Here is a 16,762-nt window from a genome sequence, read left to right as displayed (position 1 = left end):
CCTCAGGGCCCCCAGCAGAAGTTGTCGACCAGCGGCATGTTGGTCGCGACCGCCGAGTCGGTCTTGCTCATCACGCCGGCGAGCCCGGCGGTGGTGATCGTGGTCGTGCCGCTGGTGGTGGTCTCGTAGGTGCCGTCCTGGTTGGCGTCGATGCGCAGCGTCACCGCGGTGCCCGTGATGCACGCCTCGAGGTTGGGGCTGGTGCCGAAGTTGCGCCCCGTCAGCGCGCCGCCGATGTCGGCGAGCGGCATCTGGTAGAGCCAGGCCGAGTCGAAGAAGCCCGAGCCGCCGTTGTCCTGGACCAGCGCGACGACGTAGTTGGCCGGGCTCTGCCAGCGCAGCACGATGCCGACGACCTCGCCAGCGGCGGCGCCGGCGTGGAGGGCGGTCAGGCGGGCGCAGCCGTTGAGCTGCGAGCTGCCGTTCTTGGTGATGTTGTTCGCGTAGATGCCGCCGGCCTGGTTGATGCGCAGGCGCTGGCTGTCGATCACCCAGTCGCCGACGTTCTCGGTCCAGTTCGGGATCGTCGTCGTGTTGGCGACCGCGAAGCTGTCGCAGTTGGTCACGGCCAGCGTGAACGTCGCGGTGACGGTGGTGGCCGCGGTGATCGTGGTGGTACAGGCGCCGGTGCCGGTGCAGCCGCCGCCGCTCCAGCCGGCGAAGGTCGAGCCGGCGGCCGGGGTCGCGGTCAGCACGACCGTCGTGGCCGAGGCGTAGGGCTCGGTGCAGTCGGCGCCGCAGTTGATCCCGGCCGGGCTCGAGGTCACGGTGCCGGTGCCGGTGCCGGCCTTGGTCACCGTCAGCGTGAACGTCGCCAGCGTGAAGGTCGCGGTGACCGTCGTGGCCGCGGTGATCGTGGTCGTGCAGGTGCCGGCGCCGGTGCAGCCACCGCCGCTCCAGCCGGCGAAGGTCGAGCCGGCGGCCGGGGTCGCGGTCAGCACGACCGTCGTGCCGAAGTTGTAGACCTCGGTGCAGTCGGCGCCGCAGCTGATCCCGGCGGGTGACGACGTGACCGTGCCCGCGCCGGTGCCGGCCTTGGCCACCACCAGCGTGTGCTGGGTCAGCGTGAACGTCGCGGTGACCGTGGTGGCGGCGGCCAGCGTGACCACGCAGGTGCCGGTGCCGGTGCAGCCGCCGCCGCTCCAGCCGGCGAAGGTCGAGCCCGCGGCCGGCGACGCCGCCAGGGTCACGGCGGTGCCGGTGGTGTAGACCTCGGTGCAGTCGACGCCGCAGGTGATGCCGGCCGGGACCGACGTGACCGTGCCGGTGCCGGTGCCGGCGCGCGCGACCGTGAGCGTGTACTGCACCAGCGTGAAGGTCGCGACCACCCCGACGGCGGCGTTGACCGTGACGACGCAGGTGCCGGTGCCGCTGCAACCGCCGCCGCTCCAGCCGGCGAAGGTCGAGTCCGCCGCCGCGGTCGCCGTCAAGGTGACCGTCGTCGCCGGCGGGTAGGCCTCTGAACAATCGGCGCCGCAGTCGATGCCGGCCGGCGCCGACGTCACGCGGCCGGTGCCGGTCCCGGTGGTGGTCACGACCAGCGAGTTGTTGAGCGCGAACGTGGCGGTGACGGTGGTCGCGGCGGTGACCGTCACGGCGCAGGTGCCGCCGCCGCTACAGCCGCCGCCGGCCCACCCGACGAAGGTCGAGCCCGACGACGGCGCCGCGGTCAGCGTGACGACCGTGCCCTCGGCGTAGGGCTCGGTGCAGTCGGCGCCGCAGGTGATGCCGGCCGGGCTCGAGGTCACCGTGCCGGCGCCGTTGCCGGCCGGGGTCACGGTCAGCGCGAACGACGGCGCGGCGTCGACCGCGCCATCGACGTTGTCGGCCGCGTCGATCGCCGCCGTGTCGATGGCCGCGTCGGTCGGCGTCGACGAGACCTCGCCGCACGCGGCGGCCACGACCAACAGCACCAAGCCCAGTGACAGGACTGCTCGAGACATACGTCCCCCTTGCGCCGATGATATCACGCGGCGTGATCACGCTGCGCGCGGCCGACCTCGGCTGCGCGGATGCCGGTGTCGTCGGCACGCACACACCGTGCGCCGTGTCTCGACGACCTGGCCGATGGCGTGTGGTTCGCGCTTCGCCCCGGGCGCGGGTAGAGTGTGCGCATGGATCAGGCGACTCACCTCACCGGCGTTCGGGCGGCGGTGCAGCGCAGCGCGGCGGTCGGCGTGCTGGCGTGCGCGCTGGCCGGGCTGGCGCTGTGCCTGTTGCCGGGGCGGGTGTGGGTGACCGAGGTCGTCGACGCCACCGGCGTCCACGAGGTGATCGATCACGAGGCCGCGGGCGGACCGCTGCTGATGATCGCGCTCACCGGCGTGGTCCTGGTCGCGGGCCTCGCCGTGGTGCAGCTCCGGCGCGAGGTCGCCGCGTTCGTGGGCGGGGCCCTGACGATGCTCGCGCTGCCGCTGGTGGTGTGGCTGGGGTTCAGCAGCAGCGTCGGCCTCGACAGCGGCGAGCCGCTGTGGGCCGCCTCGGCGCTCGACGCGTGCGTCGCGTCGCTGGTCGTGGCCGGGCCGCTCCTGGCGGCGCTGGGGTTCGCGCTGTTCCGGCTCGAGGCGCGGGTGGTCGCGGCGCCGGTGCCGGCCGCGCGCCAGGTCGCCGCGTCGCGCGCCTGATCCCGGGCGCCGATCGAGCGCGCAGTCCGAGCGCTAGCGCTTGCCTTGACCGCGCGCTCGCATATGATGCGACCACCATGTGGTACTGCAACGGCTCGGTCCCGCACATGCCCGACGTCCGCGCGGCCTGAGACGCCTTCGCACGTTCTCGCGCCGCTGCCGATGCGCAGCGCGGTGTTCCTCGCAGTCACGGAGTTCCCATGGACACGCTCAAGACCATCGGCAAGTCGCCCGCCGATGGGCCCATCGTTCATCTGAAGCCGCCGGTCGATCCGGCCACGCTCGCGTACAAGGACCTGCTGGACGGTCCGTTCTGGCAGCGCATCCCGGCCTACCGCGGCATCGACGAGGACACCTTCCTCGATCACCAGTGGCAGGCCCGGAACTCGATCACCAACCCGGCCAAGCTGCTCGCGGCGGTCCAGGACCTGGTGCCGCAGAGCTTCATCGACGACGTCGCCGAGGGCTTCCGCCGGGCGCCGATGTCGATCCGGGTGTCGCCGTACCTGCTGTCCTTGATCGACTGGGCCGAGCCGTACGCCGATCCGCTGCGCCGCCAGTTCGTGCCGGTGGCGTCGCGGCTCCTGCCCGATCACCCCAAGCTCACGTTCGACTCGCTCAACGAGCAGGCCGACGCGCCGGTGCCGGGCCTGACCCACCGCTACCCGGACAAGGCGCTGTTCCTGGCGCTCGACACCTGCCCGGTCTACTGCCGGTTCTGCACCCGCAGCTACGCGGTCGGGGTCGACACCGACGAGGTCGAGAAGGTCTCGCTCAAGGCCACCGAGGAGCGCTGGGGCCGCGCGTTCGCGTACATCAGGTCGCGGCCCGAGCTCGAGGACATCGTCGTGTCGGGCGGCGACAGCTACCAGCTCAAGGCCCGGCAGATCACCCACATCGGCAACGCGCTGCTCGACTGCGACAACGTCCGCCGGATCCGGTTCGCGACCAAGGGCCCGGCGGTCATGCCGATGAAGCTCCTGACCGATCACGAGTGGGTCGGCGCGCTGGTGGATCTGGTCGAGCGCGGCCGCACGCTGCACAAGGAGGTGGTGCTGCACACCCACTTCAACCACCCGCGCGAGCTGACCGCGATCACCCGGCGCGGCCTCAACCGGCTGTTCGAGCGCGGCGTGATCGTGCGCAACCAGGCGGTGCTGCAGCGCGGGGTCAACGACACCGTCGAGACCATGCAGCTCCTGGTCAAGCGCCTGGGCCACTGCAACGTCCAGCCTTATTACGTCTACGTCCACGACCTGGTCTCGGGCGTCGAGGACCTGCGCACGACCGTGCAGACCGCGGTCGACCTCGAGAAGTGCGTGCGCGGCCTGACCGCCGGCTTCCACACCCCGACGTTCGTGTGCGACGCGCCCGGCGGCGGCGGCAAGCGGGTGGTCCACTCGTTCGAGCACTACGATCGCGACACCGGCATCTCGGTCTACGCGGCGCCGTCGGTGAAGCCCGGCTTCTTCCTCTACTTCGATCCGATCGACACGCTCGCGCCCGAGCAGCAGGCGCGGTGGAAGGTGCCGGCCGAGCAGGACGCGATGATCGCCACCGCGATCGCCGCGGCGGCGGGCCAGGCCGCGGCCACCGCGCACGCCAGCTCGATCAAGATCGGGCACGGGCCCTGAGCGCTTGTAAGTCTCTTCGAGGTTCGGTGGTCGCCGGCCTTCGGTGCACCAGCGATCCGATCGCCTGGCTCACCGCGCCAGAGTTCTCCGCCGAAAGACTTACAGGCCCTGTGTTTCCAGGGACGCCCGTCGCCAGCCCTCCCTCGTCGGGGCAAGCCCGACGAGCCTCCCTCCGAGACGCGAAACTCCCGGCGCGTGGGCCGGTGCCGACGGAGAAACTACAAGCCCTGAGCCGCTGACGCGCGCGGCGGCGGGCCCGCGCGCGCCGGTCACGGCAGCGCGGGCAGCCCCTGGATCGTCATGCCGCCGTCGACCGCGAGGTGCTGGCCGGTGACGTAGCTCGCCGCCGGCATGGCCAGGAACGCGACCGCCGCGGCGACCTCGCGCGGCTCGGCGATGCGACCGAGCGGCGTGCGCGCGAGGATCGCGGCGAGCGCCTCGGGCCGGGCGAGCACCGGCTCGACCAGCGGCGTACGCGTGTACCAGGGCGCGACCGTGTTGACGCGGATGCCGTCGGCGGCCCACTCGAGCGCGAGCGTGCGCGCGACCTGGCCGAGCCCGGCCTTGGCGGCGGCGTAGGCGACGCCGGTCGGCAGCGCGATCTGGCCGGCGACCGAGCCGACGTGGATCACGCTGGCGTCGCCGGCCGCGCGCAGGGCCGGGTGCAGCGCGCGCGACAGCAAGAGCGGCGCGGTCAGGTTGAGCGCGAGCAGGCGCTCGATCGTGGCGTCGTCGTAGCTGGTCAGCTTGCCGCGCACGTTGGTGCCGGCGTTGTGCACGAGCACGTGCAGCGGGCCGCGGGCCTCGACCGCGGCGACGATCGCGGCGCGCCCGGCGACGGTGGTGACGTCGGCGACGACGCCGGCGGCCCGGGGACCGAGCGCCTCGACCGTGGCGGTCACGTCGTCGGGCGAGCGCGCCACCACCAGCACGGTCGCGCCGAGGCCGAGCAGCTCCTCGGCGATGGCCCGGCCGATGCCGCGGGTGGCGCCGGTGACGACGGCGGTGCGATCGTGGAGCTGCCAGGGCGACGGGGGCATGGCGTCACTATAGATGCGTGCGGCGCGCGGCCGTAAGCGCGGGCGCGCGCCGGCGTTACTGGGGCGTCCGGCTGGACCCGCGACGGGTGTCGCGGTCCGGCACCGCGCGCCGCCGACCGTGCGCGCGCGGCCCCCCCTCATCGGAGGTCTCCCCATGCGCGCCCGCGCCCTCGTGTCGTGTTCACTCCTCGCCGTCGTCGCTGGTTGCAGCGCGATGGCCAAGCCGCCCGCTGGCTCGATGGTCCAGGTGGCGACCTCGCCGCCGCCGCCGCCGCCGATGCCGGCCGAGGTCGCCGCGCAGGTCGCCGCGCCGGCCGCGCCGGTCACGCCGGCCCCGGCGATCGTGGCGACGCCGACGGCGGCGCCGGTCGCCGCCGCGGTCGTCGAGACGCCCACCGGCGACACCCACGCGTCGGCCGGCGTCAACCCGTGGATCGAGACCTCGCGCGATCACCTGTCGACCTTCGCCGCCGACGTCGACACCGCCGCGTACACCTACGCGCGCCGCGCGCTCCAGGGCGGCAGCCTGCCGCCGCCCGACGCGGTGCGGGTCGAGGAGTTCGTCAACTTCTTCAAGTACCGCTTCGCCACGCCGCGCGCAGGCTCGCCGTTCGCGGTCGTCATGGACGCGGCGCCGTCGCCGTTCGATCCGCGCCACCACATCGTGCGGGTCGGCGTCGCGACCGCGGCCATGACCAACGCCCAGCGCGCGCCGATGAACCTGGTGTTCCTGGTCGACGTGTCGGGCTCGATGAGCTCGCCCGACAAGCTCGGGCTGGCCCAGGACTCGCTGCGCACGCTCGTGCGCTCGCTCGGCCCCGACGACTCGGTCGCGCTCGTGACCTACGCCGGCGCCACCGACGTCGCGCTCAAGGCGACCCGCGGCAGCGACCACCAGGCGATCCTGGCCGGCATCGGGCGCCTCACCGCCGGCGGCTCGACCGCGATGGGCTCGGGGCTGGAGCTGGCCTACGCCGAGGCCCAGCGCGGGCTCGGCCGCGGGCGCCAGAGCCGCGTGATCGTGCTGTCCGACGGCGACGCCAACGTCGGCCCCAGCTCGCTCGACGCCATGCTCAAGATCATCGACGCCGGCAAGCGCGCCGGCGTGACGCTGTCGACGATCGGCTTCGGCATGGGCAACTACCGCGCCGACCTCATGGAGCAGCTCGGCGATCGCGGCAACGGCAACAACTACTACGTCGACTCCCCGGCCGCCTCCACGCAGCTGTTCACGCGCGATCTGGTGGCGATGCTCGAGGTCGCGGCCAAGGACGTGAAGCTCCAGGTCGACTTCGATCCCGCCGTGGTCGCGCGCTACCGCCTGCTCGGGTACGAGAACCGCGACATCGCGGACGCCGACTTCCGCGTCGACGCGGTCGACGCCGGCGAGGTCGGGGCCGGGCACCAGGTGACCGCGCTGTACGAGGTCGCGCTGACCCCGCGGGCGCGCCAGACCACGCCGCTGGGCACGGTCCGGATCCGCTCCAAGGCCCCCGACGGCGACCGCGCCACCGAGGAGGCGTTCGCGATGCCGACCGGCCCGGCCGCGAGCTTCGACACCGCGCCGGCCGACTTCCGGTTCGCGGTCGCGGTCGCGGGCTTCGCCGACGTGCTGCGCGGCGCCGAGGACGCGCAGCGCTGGTCGCTGGCGAAGATCGCCGCCGTCGCCCGCGCGACCGCCGCCGGCGACGCCGACCGCCGCGAGCTGGTCGAGCTGATCGAGCGCGCCCGGAGCCTGCGCGGCGAGCCGGCCGCCACCGTGGTCGCGCGCTGACCGCACCGCGCCCACCCCGGGGCGTCGTCGACGACGAGGCGGTGGCCGACCGGGTCGGGCCGGGCGCGCGCACGGCGGCGCGGCACGGGACGGCGCGCGCCCGGAGCCTGTGCGCCGTCAGTAGATCGTGTCGCCGGCCTTGATCCGGTCGATCAGGGCCTCGAGCCGGGTGCGGGTCGCGGGATCGGCGTCGACGATGCGCACGCCGAAGCCGGTCGGCGAGGTCTCGGACTCGGGGCTGCCGGGCTCGACCACGCGGGCCACGACCACCTTGAGCGTGAGCGTCTGGTCGAAGTCGAACAGCTCGATCGACAGGGTCGTGCCCGGGCGGAACGGGTAGGTGCGGGCGACGCGGGTGTAGAGGAACAGGCCCGAGCGCGACAGGTCGCGGACCCGGAACACCAGCTCGGTGTCACCGGCGGCGGCCTTGACGAAGGCGTCGAGGGCGACGCGCTCGCCGTCACGGGGAGTGCCGGGCGGACTCACGGCGCCAGGGTACCACCGGCGCCCGCCGAGGGGGGGCCGCCGGCCATGCCCGCCCGCCATAGAATTGCCGTCGGCGCCGTGTTAGAAGCGATGCGGAGCCCAATCCCGCGATGGACGTTCGCTGCGAGAAGTGCCAGACCGAGTACGAGCTCGATGAAGCTCGCCTGAAGCCAGGTGGCGTCACGGTCAAGTGCACGACCTGCGGGCACATGTTCAAGATCCGCAAGCGGTCGCAGACCCAGAACGGGATCCCGACCACGCGCCAGCCGTCGCCGAGCGCGCCGCCGCCGGCCCGATCGGCGACCCAGAGCGGGCCGCACGGCCGCGGCGTGCCCGAGCCCCGGGCCCAGACCGCCTCGGGGCCGGTGACGGTCGGTGACGGCGAGCGCAACTGGATCATCCGGCTCGACAACGGCGAGACCCGGTCGTGCCGCGAGCTGGCCACGCTGCAGCAGTGGATCATCGCCGGCTCGGTGTCGCGCGAGTCGATGATCTCCCGCAGCGGCAAGACCTGGAAGCGCCTCGGCGACATCGCCGAGCTCGCGTCGTTCTTCGTGGTCGCCGAGCAGGCCCGCAGCGCGCGGTCGGACTCCGGGCAGATCACGCCGCCGCGCCTCCCGGCGGTGGACGCGCGCCAGACCGTCGCCGGCATGGGCGCGGTCAAGGCCACCGAGCGCGAGACCGTGGTCGAGCCCGTGCGCGCGCCCAGCCGTCCGGCGCCGCCGCTGCCCGCCCCGCCGGGGCCGCCGCCGCCGCCGCGCCCGGTCGTGCCGGTGATGGTCCCGGGGCCGCCGCTGCCCGCGCCCCCGCCGACCCCGGGGCCGATGATGGCGGTCGCGCCGCCGCCGCCGAGCCCGCAGGCCACCGGCGGCTGGGCGAACGACTCGGTCGCGCCGCTGGCCCACTCGGCCGACGGTCCGAGCGGGCCGAGCGGCGGCGCCGTGCGGCCGTCGACCAACGCCGCGTCCGAAGCCTTTGGCGGCGTGGTGCGGCCCCAGGCGGCCGAGGACGCCGCGTTCACCGCCGGCCGTCGGTCGATGGCGTCCGACGTCGACGCCAGCTTCGATCCGTTCGCCGACGTGCCCCGCAAGAAGAGCGGCGTGGGCCTGTGGATCGCCCTGGGCTCGCTGGTGGTGATCGGCGCCGCCGCCGCCATCGTCTACTTCGCGTTCCTGCGGCCGCCCAAGAAGGCGGGCGACGCCGGCGCTGGCACCGCCGTGGCCGCGGGCGACGCCGGCGTGGCGGTCGCGACGATCGACGCCGGTCCCGCCGGTGGCGACGCCGGCGGCGGGTCGGAGCTGCTCGAGACCGCCCGGGCCGAGCTGGCCCGCGACGCCGCCCCGGCGCTGATCGCGGCCGAGCGGAGCCTGACGAGCGCGGGCGACGACGCCGCGACGCTGGGCCTGCGCGCCCGCTTGATCACCGCGCAGGCGCAGATCCTCGAGGACGAGGCCGGGTTCGCGACCGATCGCAAGACCGCCGACAAGGTCCGCGAGGAGCGGCGCAAGCTGACCCTGACCGCGCTGGCGCTGGCCCAGCGCGCGATCAAGGCCGCCGGCAGCGACGCCGCCGCGGCGGTGCTCGCCAACATCGCGATGGCCGACGTGCTGCGGCTGCAGGGCAAGAACCGCAAGGACCTGGTCCGCTACCTCGACGCGGCCCGGGCCGGCACCCCCAGCGACGACGACGCGCACGAGCTGACGCTGGTCGACGCGCAGGTCGCGCTGCGCGACAAGGACTACGCCCGCGCGGCGACGCTGATCGCGACCGCCGACAGCGGCGTCGGCGCGCTCGAGACCTCGGGCGACGTGCGCGGCCGCTGGCTGGCGGCGCGCCTGGCCGCCGCGACCGACAAGAACGAGGACGCCCGCGGGGCGGTGGACTCGGTGCTGGCGATCTCGCCCGACCACGCCGGCGCCAAGGCGCTCATGGCCAAGGTCAGCGGCGTCGACGCGACCGATCCGATGCCGCCCGAGGTGGACGCCGGCGTGGGCTCGGGCTCGTCGGGTGGCTCGAGCGGCTCGGGCTCGGGCTCGTCCGGAGGCTCGAGCGGCTCGAGCGGCGTGTCGGTGCCGAGCGGCTCGGGCGATCCCTACGACCGCCTCGTCGCCAAGGCCGACAAGCTCGCCGAGGTCGACTGCGGCCAGGCGATGCCGTACTACACCAAGGCGCTCGACGAGCGCCCCGCCGGGGTCGAGGCGCTGATCGGCATGGGCTACTGCCACATCGACGCCAAGCAGTTCGCGTCGGCGCAGTCGAAGTTCCGGACCGCGCTGGCGCTGTCGCCGCGCAACAAGGACGCGCTGCGCGGCGTGGCCGAGGCCTACCAGCAGCAGGGCCGCGCGGATCTCGCGATCGAGGCCTACAAGCGCTACCTCGAGATCTACCCGAACGACGATCGCATCAAGCGCCAGCTCGACCGCCTCTCCGGCGGAGGCAGCGGGCCGACGCCGCCCGAGAACGGGTCAGGCTCGGGCACCGGCGCTGGCACGGGCACCGGCTCCGGCGCGGGCTCGAACCCGCCGCCGCCCGACAAGCCTGATCCGCCGCCGCCGCCGCCGGGCGGCAGCGACACGCCACCGACCTCGCCGTGATCGAGCGCTCGGGCGCGCGATCGCGCGGCGCGGGTCGATGCTCATGACCCCTGCTCGAGGAGCTCCCATGCGTACGAGGTCCCCATTCGCGCTCGCCGCGCTGCTGCTGCTGGCGTGCAAGGCGCACGACAAGCCGCAGTGGGCGGCGCCGACCCAGGCCGACGATCCGTGGGCCAGCGCGGCCGCGGGCGGCGCCAGCGGTGACGCGCCCGGCAGCGCGAGCCCGAGCATGCCGGGCCTCGGCGATCCGCTGGCGATGATCAAGAACGTCGTCGAGAACCTCAAGCGGCCCGGGCCCTACGACGCGCCCGACGCGAGCCCCGGGTACGCCGCGGACCAGCCGCACCTGGGCGTGATGGTGCTGGCGGGCTCGTTCGGCGAGCTCAAGTCGTACTCGTGGACCGGCTCCGACGACGTGATCCCGCTCTTGCCGTTCACCGAGCGGCTGGCGCGCCTCGCCGACGACGCCACCCTCACCGGCCTGGTGCTGCGGGTCGACGGCGTCGGCGCGTCGCTGCCCGACCTGGCCGAGCTGCGCGCGGCGATCGGCGCCTGGCGCGCCAAGGGCAAGAAGCTCTACTGCCACACCGAGGGTGCGGCCACCGCGAGCTACCTGGTGCTGGCCGCGTGCGATCGCATCGCGCTGGCGCCCACCGGCGACGTGATGCTGATGGGCCCGTCGGCGATGCCGGTCCACCTCAAGGGCCTGCTCGATCGGATCGGCGTCACCGCCGACTTCCTGCACGTCGGCGCCTACAAGGGCGCGGCCGAGCCGCTGACCCGGGACCGGCCGTCGAAGGAGATGGAGGAGGTCCTCGGCGCGATCCTCGATCAGCGCTACCAGACGATGGTCGCGATGGTCAGCGAGAGCCGCCCGGCGCTGTCGCCCGACGCGGTCAGGGAGCGCATCGACGAGGGGCTGTTCCCGGCCGAGCGCGCGCTCGCGGCCGGGCTGGTCGACGAGGTCACGCCGTTCGAGGCGTTCCGCGACGGCCTCGGTCAGCCGTGGACGCGCATCGGCGTCGAGGCCAAGGACGACGACACCGCCGCGATGGTCAAGCTGGCGCGCTTCATCGGCGCGGTCCCGGCCGATCGCTCGACCACCGATCACGTCGCCCTGGTGTACGCGCTCGGCGACGTCGTCGACGGCGGCGGCGACGGCATCATGGGCGCGCGCCAGCAGATCGCGTCGCGCACGCTGGTGCCGACCCTGCGGGTGCTGGCCGCGGACGACCACGTCAAGGCGGTCGTGATCCGGATCGACTCGGGCGGCGGCAGCGCGCTCGCGTCGGAGCTGATCTGGCACGCGGTCGCCGAGATCAAGGCCAAGAAGCCGGTGGTCGTGTCGATGAGCGACGTCGCGGCGTCGGGCGGCTACTACATCGCCGCCGGCGCGACCAAGATCTTCGCGCAGCCCGACACCCTGACCGGCTCGATCGGCGTCGTCGGCGGCAAGCTGGCGCCGGGGCCGGCGCTGGCCAAGCTGGGCGTGACCACGTACCCGATGGGGCGCGGCAAGCGCGCGACCATGTTCGCCAGCCTCGACCCGTGGACCGCCGACGAGAAGGTCGCGGTCCAGGCGATGATGGACGCGACCTACCGCGTGTTCGTCGGCCGGGTCGCGGCCGGCCGCAACAAGACCCCGGCCGAGATCGAGCCGATCGCGCAGGGCCGGGTCTGGACCGGCGCGCAGGCGCGGCAGCTCGGCCTGGTCGACGAGCTCGGGGGCCTCGCGGCGGCGGTCGCCGCGGCCCGCGACCTGGGCCAGGTCGGCGCGGGCGTCGAGCTCGAGGTGTACCCGCCCGAGCTGGCGCTGCGCGATCTGATCGGCCGGATCGGCGACGTCGACGTCGGGCACCTCGGCGCCAGCGTCGGCACCGCGGCCTTGCTCGACGCGACCAGCCAGCTCTCGCCCGAGGTCGCGGCGGTCGTCGGCGCGACCCTGCGGCAGGTCGCGCGCTTCCGCGACGAGCGGGTCCAGGCGCTCGCGCTCTTGCCGATCGTGTTCCGGTAGCCCGCGGTCGCCACCGCGGGCGCGCGGCGCGCGGCGGCCTCGATCGCGCGCCGCTACTCGGTGATCTGGTAGTGCAGGGTCATCGGCCGGCCGCGCCGGGTCAGCTCGAGCGCGATCCGCTCGACCGCCCGCACGCGCCCGTAGGCGACCAGCGCGTTGTCGGCGCTGATCAGCGCGACCCCGTTGATGGCCCGCAGCGTGTCGCCGTTGGCGAGCCCCAGCGCCGCGACGATCGACTGCGGGCGGACCGCGAACAGCTTGATCCCGATCGGCCGACCGTCCGAGACCGCCGGGATCATCCGCGCGCCGCGGAGCAGCGGCTGGGGGGCGGCCAGCGCGCGCTCGAGGGCGCCGCGCGTGACGGCGTAGTGGGTGGCGTCGAGGCGGGTGATGCCGGGCCACGCGGCCACGGCCGGCGCCGTGGTCGCGGCGTCCGGTCGCTCGGGCGCCGCGGGCAGCGTGCACAGCGGCCCCGCCGCGTCGTCGGGCGCGCGCGGTGGCGGCGGCGCGACCTCGACGTCGAGCTCGACCGTCGTGGCGCACGCGTCAGGCAGGCGCGCGCGCGGGGCCAGCGCTGCCAGCGTGGCACCGGCGGTCAGCGCGCCGGTGGCGATGGCGATGGGCAACGTCCAGGAACGACGGAGAAACCAGACGGGAACATGTGGCACCTCGGGGTGGGTGCCGTCGGTAGTTCAACTTCGATGCCAGCGCGCGACGACGGCGTCGCGGGCGGCGTCACCGCGGCGGGCGCGCCAGCGCGACCAGCGCGGCGTGCTCGGGCACCGCGGCGAAGCTGGCCCGGGCGTCGGGGTCCGACAGCCCGGTTGCCGCCGCCTCGATGCGCGCGACCGCGGCGGTGATGATCCGGCGGGCGTCGACGTGATCGCCGGCGGCGATCCGGACCCGCGCCAGCACCAGGCGCACGAACGCGTCGCCCTCCTCGATCGCGCCCAGCTCGTCGAGCAGGCGCTCGGCGGTGGCGGCGGCGGCGGTCGCGGCCGGGAGATCGCCATCGGCCAGCGCCGCGGCCGCCAGCGCCGCCTGGGCGTAGGCCAGGGTCGGCGGCATCGCCGTCAGCACCTCGACCGCGCTGGCGGCGCAGGCCCGGGCCTCGGCCGGGCGCGCCAGCGCCAAGAGCGCGCGGGCCTGGTAGACCAGCGCCGCCCCGGCCAGGCGCAGCGAGTCCTGCGCCCGCGCGAGCTGCTCGGCGACCTTGGCGGTGCGGTAGCCCTCGGCCGGGTTGCCGCCGTAGAACAGCGCCAGGGCCAGGTTCTGGGTGGCGACGGTGGTGATGCGCACCGCGCCGAGCTCGCCGGCCAGCGCGCCGGCGCGCCGCAGCGTGGTCTCGGCCTCGGCGAACCGGCCGACGAGGATCTCGAGGAAGCCGATGTTGGTGAGCCCGCTCGCGAGGTCGCGGCGGGCGCCGACCTGCTCCATCTGCTCGGTCGACGCGCGCATCAGCGCCAGCGCCGCGACGCTGTCGCCGCCGACCAGGGCCGCGATGCCGCGCGCGCGCAGCCGCCAGGCCGCGGCCACGCCGTCGGTCGACCAGGCGTCGTCGAGCTCCTCGATCCGATCGAGCAGGCGACGGGCCTGATCGACGTGGCCGACCAGCAGCAGCTCGGACGCGACGATCGCCAGCGCCACGACCCGATCGCGCCGGGCCTCGCCGGTGCGGGCCCGGGCGACGTCGCGGGCGACGCCGACCAGCAGGTGGTGGTTGCCGAGGCGGCCGGCGACCACCGCCAGCTCGGCCGCGGCCCGCAGCCAGATCGCGCTGCCCTCGCGGGCCGCGTCGAGGGCGCCCAGCGCGCACCGCTCGGTGGCCTCGGTCTCGCCCAGCCAGTCGTGGGCCACGCACGCGAGCAGGAGCAGCGCGCCGCGCTCGTGATCGATCGCGCCGCACTCGAGGCCGCGCGCGGCCCGGTCGATGACCGCGTGCGGATCGCCGGCGTCGAGCGCGTGCTCGGCCGCGTACCGGTACCACAGCGCCGCGCGCGCCTCCTCGCCGCCGGCCTCGAGGTGCTGGGCCACGGTCAGCGCGTCGCGCTCGTGCTGGGCCTCGAGCCACAGCCCGGCGGTGCGGTGGGCCAGCTGGCGATCGCCGTCGAGCAGCATGCCGTACGCGGCCTCGCGGATCGTGTCGTGCCGGAACGACAGCTCGCGCCGATCGATGTCCTCGGCGACCAGCAGCTCGCGCGCGACCAGATCGGCCAGGATCTGATCGAGCTCGCGCTCGGGCAGCTCGGTGCCGAGCAACGCCAGGAGCGGCGCGACCGAGAACCGCGCGCCCAGCACCGCGGCCGCGCGCAGGACCTGACGCGCCGGCGCCGCCAGCGCCTCGAGCCGCACCTGCACCATCGCGACGACCGTCTCGGGCAGGCGCTCGACCTCGCCGTGGGCGGCGGCGCGCAGGAGCTCCTCGAGGAAGAACGCGTTGCCGCCGGCGCGCTCGACCACGGCGGCGATCGTCGCGGGCGAGGCGCCGCGCCCGAGCACGCCCTCGGCCAGCCGGGTCGCGGCCTTCTTGGGCAGCGGGCCGAGGCGGATCTGCGTGGCGCCGCGCTGGGCCCACAGCCGCGGGAACAGCCCCTCGACCTCGGGCCGCGCGAAGCCGATCGCGGTCAGCGGCCGATCGGCGAACGTGCGCAGGGCCTCGTCGACCAGCTCGATCGACGGCGCGTCGCCCCAGTGCAGATCGTCGAACGTCCACAGGATCGGGCCGAGCGCGAGCTCGGCCGCGCACAGCTCGAGGAACGCGCGCCGCAGCTGATCGTTCATCAGCCGCGGCTGGCGCCGGGCCGCGGCCAGCTGGGCGGTGGCGGCGCCGACCAGCGGCGCGCCGATCAGCTCGGCCAGGAACACCGTGACCCGCTCGGCCTCGTCGAGGCCGAGGTCGTCGACCGCGATCTGGACGCGCCGCCCGGCCGCGACCCGGGCGGCCGAGGTCGAGACGTCCTCGACGCCGAGCCGGCGCCGCAGCGCCGAGCCGAGGAGCGAGAACGGCGACCCGGCCCGGACCGGATCGCCGCGCCCGGCCCAGATCCGTGTGCCCGGGCCCAGCCGCGCGACCAGCTCGTGGCGCAGCCGCGACTTGCCGACGCCGGCGTCGCCGACCACGACCATCGCCGCCGCGGCCGGCTCGTCGGCGCTGTCGCGGCACGCCGACACCAGCAGGTTGAGCTCGCGCTCGCGCCCGACCGTCGGCGTGGCCAGGCCCAGGATCGTGCGGACGCCGTCGTCGGGGCGCTCGCCGCGCAGCGCGCCGGCGGCGTCGACCTCGAACCGCGGGCCCAGGAGCGCCGCGCTGACGTCGTCGACCGCGACCGCGCGATCGCGATCGGCGTGGCGGGGCGCGCGCCGCAAGAGCTCGGCCGCGCGCTCGATGGCCTCGCCGACCGACGCGTTGCCGCTGCCGCCGCGCCCCGACGCCAGCGCGATCGCGGCGCCGCACACGCCGCGGGCCTCGAGCGCGCACCGGGCCGCGCGCGCGACCAGGTCGGTCGCGGCCGGCGAGCCCGCGAAGGTGATCAGCGCGCCGCCGTGCGCCAGCGGCTCGAACGTGCCGCCGTGGCGATCGGCCGAGGCCGCCAGGTCGAGGTGGGGCAGGGTGCCCGGGCGGGTGTCGTCGCTGGCGTCGGGGTCGCCGCCGTCGGCGCCGTCGAGCTCGTCGAGCGTGAGCGGCCCGATCATCACCAGCGCGACCCGGCGGTGCTCGCCCGACGACGCCAGCGACACGCCGACCGAGGTGATCCCGGTCGACTCGGGTCCCTCGGGGCGCTCGATCCGGCGCAGCTCGTTGGCCACGACCGCGGCGCTGGCCGGGCGCAGCCCCGGCTCCTTCTCGAGCAGGCGCTTCACCAGCGCGACCAGCGGCGGCGGTGCGTCGGGCCGCGCGACCGACAGGACCGGCGCCTCCTCGAGCAGGATCTTGCCCCAGGTCGCCATCTCGTCGGGCGCCGAGAACGGCGGCCGCCCGGTCAGCGCCGCGTACAGCAGGCAGCCGAGGCTCCACAGATCGCAGCGCCAGTCGACCATGCGCGCGGCCCGGACCTGCTCGGGCGCCATGTAGCGCGGCGTGCCGACCCGATCGCCGGTGCGGGTCGTGTCGGAGTACAGCGTGCGCAGGCGCGCGACGCCGAAATCGAGCAGCGTGGCGCCGCGGACGTCGCCGTCGATCAGGAACACGTTGGCCGGCTTGAGGTCGCGGTGGATCACGCCGGCCGCGTGCGCGAACGTGAGCGCGTCGGCGATCCGGATGCCGAGGTCGCAGGCCTCGGTCAGGGCCAGCCGGCCGCGCCGCAGCCGCGCCGACAGCGGCTCGCCGTCGAGCCACGCCATCGCGAGGTACGGCTCGCCCGCGGGCGTCACGCCGTGCGCGACGTAGCGGACGATGGCCGGGTGGGCCAGCTCGGACAGCGCCAGGGCCTCGCGCCGGAACCGCTCGGCCCAACGCTGGTTGGCCTTGGCCAGGAGCTTGACCGCGACGCGGCCGCCGGTCATCCGGTCGCGCGCGCGATACACCGAGCCCATGCCGCCGGACTCGGCGAGCTCTTCGAGCTCGAAGCGCTCGGCGATGACCGTCGGCGTCGCCAC

General features: G+C 75.1%; 10 protein-coding genes. 5 read left to right on the top strand and 5 right to left on the bottom strand.

Annotated elements, in window-relative coordinates; all coding sequences use genetic code 11:
- Positions 1-2: 2 nt before the first annotated feature.
- Positions 3-1,913 carry a hypothetical protein gene (locus IPL61_32500; protein ID MBK9035920.1) on the bottom strand — a complete coding sequence of 637 codons (1,911 nt, stop codon included), beginning with the start codon at positions 1,911-1,913 and terminating at the stop codon, positions 3-5.
- Between the two features lie 201 nt (positions 1,914-2,114).
- On the opposite strand from IPL61_32500, the gene IPL61_32495 reads away from it, so the two are divergent.
- Both IPL61_32495 and IPL61_32490 read left to right on the top strand, forming a co-directional pair.
- Complete coding sequence (locus tag IPL61_32495; protein MBK9035919.1) at positions 2,115-2,624, top strand: hypothetical protein; 510 nt, start codon at positions 2,115-2,117, stop codon at positions 2,622-2,624.
- A 200-nt stretch (positions 2,625-2,824) separates the two neighbouring features.
- A complete protein-coding gene (locus tag IPL61_32490; protein ID MBK9035918.1) occupies positions 2,825-4,258 on the top strand; it encodes a KamA family radical SAM protein in 1,434 nt (477 codons plus the stop codon).
- Positions 4,259-4,527: 269 nt separating this feature from the next.
- Here the strand turns inward: IPL61_32490 and IPL61_32485 are convergent, their stop codons facing one another.
- A complete protein-coding gene (locus tag IPL61_32485) occupies positions 4,528-5,298 on the bottom strand; it encodes an SDR family oxidoreductase (GenBank protein MBK9035917.1) in 771 nt (256 codons plus the stop codon).
- Positions 5,299-5,452: 154 nt separating this feature from the next.
- Here IPL61_32485 and IPL61_32480 point away from each other — a divergent pair, with 154 nt between their 5' ends.
- Positions 5,453-7,072: a von Willebrand factor type A domain-containing protein gene (locus IPL61_32480; GenBank protein MBK9035916.1), complete on the top strand. Its 1,620-nt coding sequence runs from the start codon at positions 5,453-5,455 to the stop codon at positions 7,070-7,072.
- A 117-nt stretch (positions 7,073-7,189) separates the two neighbouring features.
- Here IPL61_32480 and IPL61_32475 read toward each other — a convergent pair whose 3' ends face one another.
- On the bottom strand, positions 7,190-7,558 hold the full coding sequence (locus IPL61_32475) for a PilZ domain-containing protein (protein ID MBK9035915.1): 369 nt from the start codon (positions 7,556-7,558) through the stop codon (positions 7,190-7,192).
- 110 nt (positions 7,559-7,668) lie between these two features.
- Between IPL61_32475 and IPL61_32470 the strand changes: the two genes are divergently transcribed.
- Both IPL61_32470 and sppA read left to right on the top strand, forming a co-directional pair.
- Entirely contained in the window at positions 7,669-10,152 is a 2,484-nt protein-coding gene (locus tag IPL61_32470) for a zinc-ribbon domain-containing protein (GenBank protein MBK9035914.1), read from the top strand.
- Positions 10,153-10,219: 67 nt separating this feature from the next.
- Positions 10,220-12,166: a signal peptide peptidase SppA gene (gene sppA / locus IPL61_32465; GenBank protein ID MBK9035913.1), complete on the top strand. Its 1,947-nt coding sequence runs from the start codon at positions 10,220-10,222 to the stop codon at positions 12,164-12,166.
- Positions 12,167-12,219: 53 nt separating this feature from the next.
- On the opposite strand, the gene IPL61_32460 is transcribed toward sppA, so the two are convergent.
- Both IPL61_32460 and IPL61_32455 read right to left on the bottom strand, forming a co-directional pair.
- Positions 12,220-12,792, bottom strand: a complete 573-nt coding sequence (locus IPL61_32460) for a hypothetical protein (GenBank protein ID MBK9035912.1) — start codon at positions 12,790-12,792, stop codon at positions 12,220-12,222.
- Between the two features lie 109 nt (positions 12,793-12,901).
- Positions 12,902-16,762, bottom strand: coding sequence for a protein kinase (locus IPL61_32455; protein ID MBK9035911.1), 3,861 nt, complete (start codon positions 16,760-16,762; stop codon positions 12,902-12,904).

It is taken from the genome of Myxococcales bacterium (assembly GCA_016717005.1).
Lineage (GTDB): Bacteria > Myxococcota_A > Polyangia > Haliangiales > Haliangiaceae > UBA2376.
This window is presented reverse-complemented; position numbering and strand designations above follow the sequence as displayed.